Annotated in this window: 1 protein-coding gene; it reads left to right on the forward strand. The window is 55.0% G+C overall.

Annotated features, from left to right (window positions below; all coding sequences use genetic code 11):
* Positions 1 to 533: AAC(6')-Ib family aminoglycoside 6'-N-acetyltransferase (aac(6')-Ib, locus tag OKC30_RS21370; protein ID WP_270809850.1), on the forward strand; the 533-nt coding region annotated here is incomplete at both ends.

Genomic DNA, 533 nt, shown 5'->3' on the forward strand with positions numbered 1-533 from the left:
CGATTCCGTCACACTGCGCCTCATGACTGAGCATGACCTTGCGATGCTCTATGAGTGGCTAAATCGATCTCATATCGTCGAGTGGTGGGGCGGAGAAGAAGCACGCCCGACACTTGCTGACGTACAGGAACAGTACTTGCCAAGCGTTTTAGCGCAAGAGTCCGTCACTCCATACATTGCAATGCTGAATGGAGAGCCGATTGGGTATGCCCAGTCGTACGTTGCTCTTGGAAGCGGGGACGGATGGTGGGAAGAAGAAACCGATCCAGGAGTACGCGGAATAGACCAGTCACTGGCGAATGCATCACAACTGGGCAAAGGCTTGGGAACCAAGCTGGTTCGAGCTCTGGTTGAGTTGCTGTTCAATGATCCCGAGGTCACCAAGATCCAAACGGACCCGTCGCCGAGCAACTTGCGAGCGATCCGATGCTACGAGAAAGCGGGGTTTGAGAGGCAAGGTACCGTAACCACCCCAGATGGTCCAGCCGTGTACATGGTTCAAACACGCCAGGCATTCGAGCGAACACGCAGTG

It is taken from the genome of Aeromonas sp. QDB18, from assembly GCF_027705325.1.
In the GTDB taxonomy this organism is placed as follows: Bacteria; Pseudomonadota; Gammaproteobacteria; order Enterobacterales; family Aeromonadaceae; genus Aeromonas; species Aeromonas caviae.